The organism is Bacteroidota bacterium (assembly GCA_039111535.1).
Classification (GTDB): domain Bacteria; phylum Bacteroidota; class Rhodothermia; order Rhodothermales; family JAHQVL01; genus JBCCIM01.
On sequence record JBCCIM010000062.1, the window covers coordinates 23,552 to 29,551 of the forward strand.

General features: G+C 48.2%; 5 protein-coding genes and 1 pseudogene. All 6 read right to left on the minus strand.

Annotation, left to right across the window (positions count from 1 at the left end):
* Positions 1–278: 278 nt before the first annotated feature.
* Entirely contained in the window at positions 279–1,613 is a 1,335-nt protein-coding gene (locus AAF564_11615) for a T9SS type A sorting domain-containing protein (GenBank protein ID MEM8486189.1), read from the minus strand.
* A 170-nt stretch (positions 1,614–1,783) separates the two neighbouring features.
* The gene (locus AAF564_11620) at positions 1,784–2,995 is read right to left on the minus strand and encodes an MBL fold metallo-hydrolase (GenBank protein MEM8486190.1); all 1,212 of its coding nucleotides are present in this window, start codon (positions 2,993–2,995) and stop codon (positions 1,784–1,786) included.
* Between the two features lie 99 nt (positions 2,996–3,094).
* Complete coding sequence (locus AAF564_11625) at positions 3,095–4,639, minus strand: S41 family peptidase (GenBank protein MEM8486191.1); 1,545 nt, start codon at positions 4,637–4,639, stop codon at positions 3,095–3,097.
* A gap of 229 nt (positions 4,640–4,868) precedes the next feature.
* Positions 4,869–5,156, minus strand: a pseudogene (locus AAF564_11630) (HI0074 family nucleotidyltransferase substrate-binding subunit).
* A 79-nt stretch (positions 5,157–5,235) separates the two neighbouring features.
* Positions 5,236–5,520 carry a nucleotidyltransferase domain-containing protein gene (locus tag AAF564_11635; protein MEM8486192.1) on the minus strand — a complete coding sequence of 95 codons (285 nt, stop codon included), beginning with the start codon at positions 5,518–5,520 and terminating at the stop codon, positions 5,236–5,238.
* A 165-nt stretch (positions 5,521–5,685) separates the two neighbouring features.
* Positions 5,686–5,889 carry a YdeI/OmpD-associated family protein gene (locus tag AAF564_11640; protein ID MEM8486193.1) on the minus strand — a complete coding sequence of 68 codons (204 nt, stop codon included), beginning with the start codon at positions 5,887–5,889 and terminating at the stop codon, positions 5,686–5,688.
* Between the last annotated feature and the right edge of the window lie 111 nt (positions 5,890–6,000).

Consider the following 6,000-nt stretch of genomic DNA (forward strand, 5'->3'; position numbering starts at 1 on the left):
GACTTCAAAAGATATCCAGCCCACAGGTATCGGTACTGCAAGCCGGCCAACATCCTCCGGCACCAAAGCTAGCTATCATACCAGGTGTGCTGCCTGCATCCGACAGGCTGGAGAAAGGGACCCGTTATGTTATATCTGCTTAATTAAAAAAACAATAGTAGAATAGCACTACTTCATCTGATGAAGAACCAAGAAAAGGCCGCGTATTCTGCTGCCTGCCTGTACTTAGAAGAATAGATTTTCGTCGATTATAGCAGTAACTAACTTTGATGCCTCCATCACTTCAGTAGCACCATCGTTTTCGTTTCAGTGAATGATCCTGATGTCAAGCGATAAGAGTACGTCCCATTTGGTAAATCGTGGGCATCAAAACGGACCGCATAAGAACCCGCCGCCTGCGCTTCATTAACGAGCAATTGAACTGGTTGCCCTAACAAATTAAACACTTCCAGTCTGACATGATTACTTACAGGAAGCGTATAGTGGATGTGTGTTTGGGGATTAAACGGATTGGGGTAATTCTGCGTCAGGGTATACGCCGTTGCGCCAACAACTACGTTAACCGTTTCACTGTAGAAGAAGGTGCCATCAAAGTCGATCTGCTTTAGTCGAAGGAAATAGGGACCCGGTGTAATATCTGACAGAGATAGTTCATATTGCCGGGGTATGTTGGTTGTGCCATGCCCTGTTATAAATCCAACCCGCTCGAAGGCACGATCTGATGGGCTCAGTTCTACTGCAAACCCCGCGTTATTGAACTCAGACGCCGTAGCCCAGGATACGGATATATTTGAGCCTGAGGTGACCGCACGAAATGTAGTTAATTCAACAGGAAGTGGGCTATCAGACCCAGTCAATTTCAACACCTGAACCCAGCTTGTCCCATCGTATTCAAATACATACACGGCACCACTGTTTTCATTATCACCAGGCGCGCCAACCAGCGCGCGATCACCAAACAGCGACACCCCAAAGCCAAACTGATCGCCAGTTTTCCCATTACTTGGGTTTAGCTCCTGTACCTCGATCCAACTGGTACCGTCGTATGCAAATACAAAGGCAGAACCTTTCTCGTCATCAACACCTGGCGCACCTATGAGCACAAGATCACCTGAATGTGCAACACTCCAACCAAATTTATCACCAGCAATCCCTACGCCGGCATGTAGCTCTTGCGTTACGTCTCCACGTACATTCGCTTGACCGCCCTGACCAAAGAGATCAAAAGGGAATCCCCGAACCTGCACGTTTGCAGTATCAAAACTGCATCCATGTCCTACACGAAGCAACTCTTCTGCTTCCGACAGCGCTTCGCCTCGTGTCCAATTTATGCCATCATAATCCAACACAAAAGACACCCCCCACTGTTCGCCACCGCCGGCATCTTCAAAAGCACCGATATGCGCGCGATTCTCAAATAGCGATACGCTCCAACCTAAATGATTGACCGCTCCCTGCTTTGCACCATCAGATGCATCACGCAAAGCCAACTGCTTAATTTGAGCGGGCAACGCCCGCGTCTGACGTGAAGATGTTGATTTGTCCTGCGCGTTTACCAGCGCCCCGGCAAACAACCAAAACGCGACCACTATTAACGAGCCATGTTTGACCATATCCAGAAACACATAAAATGGAGAAACGAACGCGAGATTAGCGCGGGGGGATTTGGAGTGCAGGCGTGTTTATACCTCATCAGGCAAGTGCCGGCACACAAGGGTCGTCTCACCAAAAAAATCCTGCGAACAAGGCGGCTACTTAGAGCGTGGTGCTGCTTTTATCTCAATTAGGGCATTTCATCCTGAAGTGCTCGAATACGCGCCACAATTTCGTCAGACAGGCGGGTTGAGATGATGGGGGTTTCTTTGGCGGTTTTCCAGGGTACTGCCGGCCACCATTTGTCTTGTGGCACCGCAGTTGGTACAATGCTGTCCCCCGGCCGAGGCGTTGCTACCTCAATACCAACATTTTTAGCAGCAGCCAACACGCGCTCAACAGGTTCGGTCCATGAGTGAAACGCGAGGGCAAAGGTGCCCCAATGCACAGGCACCAGCAGGTTGCCGCGAACCATCTGATGGGCGGCAACGGCCTGCTCCGGCCCCATGTGCACGTCTACCCAATCTGAATTATAGGCACCGGTTTCCATCAAGGTGATATCAAAAGGGCCCAAACGGTCTCCAATCTCTTGAAACCCAGGAAACATGCCTGTATCGCCACTATAGTATGCCCTGTGCTCCGTGCCGACAAAGGCCCAGCCGGCCCACAGCGTTGCGTCTCTATCTGTCAGCGAGCGGCCTGAAAAATGTCGAGCGGGTGTGCATACCAACCGCATGTTTCCTACAGCGACCTCACCCCACCAGTCCAGTTCTCTAATCTTCTCAGGAGACACACCCCAGTACTCAAGGTGGGCACCCAATCCGAGCGGGACAACAAACAGGGGCACAATATCCTTAAGCCGTTTTATTGTTGGTTCGTTGAGGTGATCGTAGTGGTCATGTGAAAGTACCACGGCATCAATGGCCGGCAAATTCTCAAGACTGATCGGTGGTGCATGAAATCGCTTCACGCCAAAGATACGTCCGGGTGAAGCATGATCTCCCCAAACAGGGTCTACCAGAATACGCTGCCCGTCCAGTTCTACCAGGAACGAGGAGTGGCCGAACCAGGTAATGCGCAAATCTGGTGGCGTAGCGTCGAAGAATGCCGGCTTGATCTGGTTCAGTGGAACGGGTGTGACAGGCTCCTTGTCGGGCGTTTCCTCAAAAAACCAGCGGCGCATAACACGAAGAAATTCCGGATTGCGTGGTGGCAATGGATTAACAAACTTGTTGCCGGCGTATTGCGGTGAGTTTTGAATCTGCGCAAGCCGTTCCCCACCAGGGCGTTTACCCAATGCGGACCATGTATCAATCATAATGACGCCCACCCCCACAGTTACCAACAACAACAGCCATAAAACGTATCGTATCCAACGCCGTTTCTCCGTTCTTTTACGCATTTAATCCACAGTTATTCGACTCTTTCCGGGTTGAATACTTCAGGGCGATATTGGTTCGAGCAGGAATAAAGTGAACGATAACCACGCAGTATCGCACACTCAATGTTTAGCTGCTATGAGTTGCTTTGCATATACCAGTACCGTATCCCTGTTTTCCAGAAAATCTCCCAGGGATTGCACAATGCGGTGGTCAGGTATGACCCCATAGCCAAAAGGCTGATCCGGCCTTGTTTCTACGTCCTGTTTGAGATTGACGATAGAAAACGAAGTTCTAATCTTGCTATGCGATAGTTCGTATGTAAATGGGGTATGTCCATTGTGTCCATAGTACCCTCCCATCGTTTCTTCCCCGATTGTGATGGTAGATTCATCGCTTGCAAGCATGGACGCGAACAAACTACCTGCTGATGCCACGCGGGGACCAATCAGCAGGTAAATCTGCCCTTGAAAGGCGTTCTCGTTGGACATCCAAATTTGTTGGTCATCCGCCTTATCGTTTTGGAAGTACCCACCTGCTTGTACAATCGAAAATTCCTTTTTCAGTCTTCTTTGGTAAATCCCTTTGACAAATGGCCTGGCAAGAAAAAAGAAATCGTCTTTCACTACTTCTTTCCAAAAAGGTATTTTTCTAAATGATATCCACGCCGCTACATTTTCCTGGAAAGCTCTGTTTGTGAGATACGAGTAGGTAACGAGGTTATTCGGATTGGTACCTCCTCCGTTATGCCTTACATCAACAATCAGGTGCTGTATATTTTCTCGCCTGAACGTTCTGAATACTGCCTCCAGAAACGCCACATATGCTTTGTGTTTTTTGTCCTTTGCGTTAGCACCAATTGCAAAGTCGTTGACTACCAGCATTGCCGTTGAGTCATTTATCATCTCGGTGTAATACAGTTCACCTCTCTCAGCCAATTCCTCTGCATCCAGGAAAAGATATTTATCAATCGGCATGCTATGGATTATTCCCAGGTTTCGGAGAAACGCGCCGTGAGAAATGCCTTGCAATGTTTTTATAGCACGCGCCCCACCTGCAGGGTCTGCGACATGTTCAACGCGAAAAGAATCCTGCGGACCGTATTCATACCGGAAAAACAACGGAAAGTAGACTTTAAGTCCGATCTGCTTGCCCGTTATGTTAAACCCGTCCGTTGTGTAGTATTTGCGCAAATCGCGTATGATCGTGGAGATGGGCACATCGTTTATACTCAAAATTTCTGCGCCTGTTGGGATTTCTTTATCTGCGTTGTTACACACCCATTTGCCGGCAACCTGTTTGATCGCAAATGGGAAATATCCTGCATCCTCCTTGCTTATGTTCTTTGAGACCTCAGCCGGCAGCTCCGTGTCATTATGCAAGCTCCCTTCAAAATCAGTGATCTGCAGGATGATTTTATAAAAATCCCCCAATGTCGCGCTCTGTTCAATTTTATCAAACGCCCATTGATACACGCTATCTATCTCGACCTGACTTCGATATTTGTACACCCCTGAATTGGCTGCTGCACGAATATCATAGAACAATTGCAAGTCTGCTTTCATTTGTGCTATTGCAAAGGGAGCATCAAATGTCGACTGCGCGGTTGCCTGTATTGTCGGTAACGTCAATACGAGGGCTAATACTAGGATAATCCAGTGCTTCATGCGGCTGTTATATGGCCCGTTCTTATTTCCTCTGTCAGTATACTGTTCTTTCATCCAGAAAAGTACAATGCCGCCGGGTATGCTATACCCAACGCAATAGCAGAACATAGATTATGCACCTTGGTAGGATGGCCGCGCTTTTTAAGCATCCATCAGCGCTCGCGCATGCAAGGCCTCGAATACAAATTCAGGCATCGGGTGCCGCTATTTCAGAATATCTGCATACCGTTCAGCGAGAAAATTGGTAGGTGTGTGCTAGTTCTTTCTGATAACTCCTGATGTGGTCGTAGATTTCGATTGCCATCTCTTCATTGTAGATGTGGGAGCTACGATTACGATCATTGAGCATGTCAATCCACGGCGCTTCTTCGTGCAGCCAGCCGCTTTTATAGGCATGTTTCATTGTTTCGCGCGGCGTTGTTGTCTCAATCCCCTCGTAGGCCAGTTGACGCTTTAACGTCTTCCAGAAAAGCTCAATCGGAAACTCGAATCGTTGAATTGTGGCATCGATCATAAATTCGGTGCGCTCTTCTTACAGGACCTCGTCAAGCCGTGCTAATGCACGCCCAAGGTTTTCCATCGATTGACGCACTTTCTCAGCGCTCATAAAGCACAACCCCTTCCTCTCTTACCTTTGCTTTTAAAGCCGCCGGCGCTGTATCCAGTCGCACGACATCGATAAAAAGCAGTGTGCGCGTTGCTTCTACCATATCGCGAATTCGCTGCCACAGATCGCGCGAAGCCGACGGGCACTCAATGGCCAGGTCTATATCAGAACGCGGGTCATGGTCAGCCCTTGCCCGCGAACCAAATAAGACTACCCGCTCTATTTCGGGCGTCTCGATGAGTCGTTCGGTGATATCATTAATTACATCAACCATGAAGCTTGCATATCCTGATTCCTGGTATATTAGTCACTCACTTTCAACTTAACAGTTCCAAATCACTTCCGCATCAGCGTTACGTCAATCTGATACAGCTTAAGGTTTAACGCCCTCTGCCCCACTATGAAATCCCTAAGTACGTATATCATAAGTGATCCAATATCATTTCTGCCGATACGGCATTTTCATGTATTTGTCGCCGCGTTCCAGTTCATCGAGCATTTGGTTCAATCGCTTCTGCACAGTCTGCGCTCTTTTTGCGCGCGTTATCCACCCGACATAATCGTTTTGCTGATAGGGCGGCCGCGCTTTGTAAGCATCCATCAGCCCGTGCGCATGCAAGGCCTCGAATACAAATTCAGGCATCGGGTAACGCGGCCGTTTTAGTTTTGAAAAAACCCGTTAGGTCAAAAAGCATAAATGGCGATTTCTACAATTACCAGGTTTATATATTATAAACAAAAATCAAATACAAAA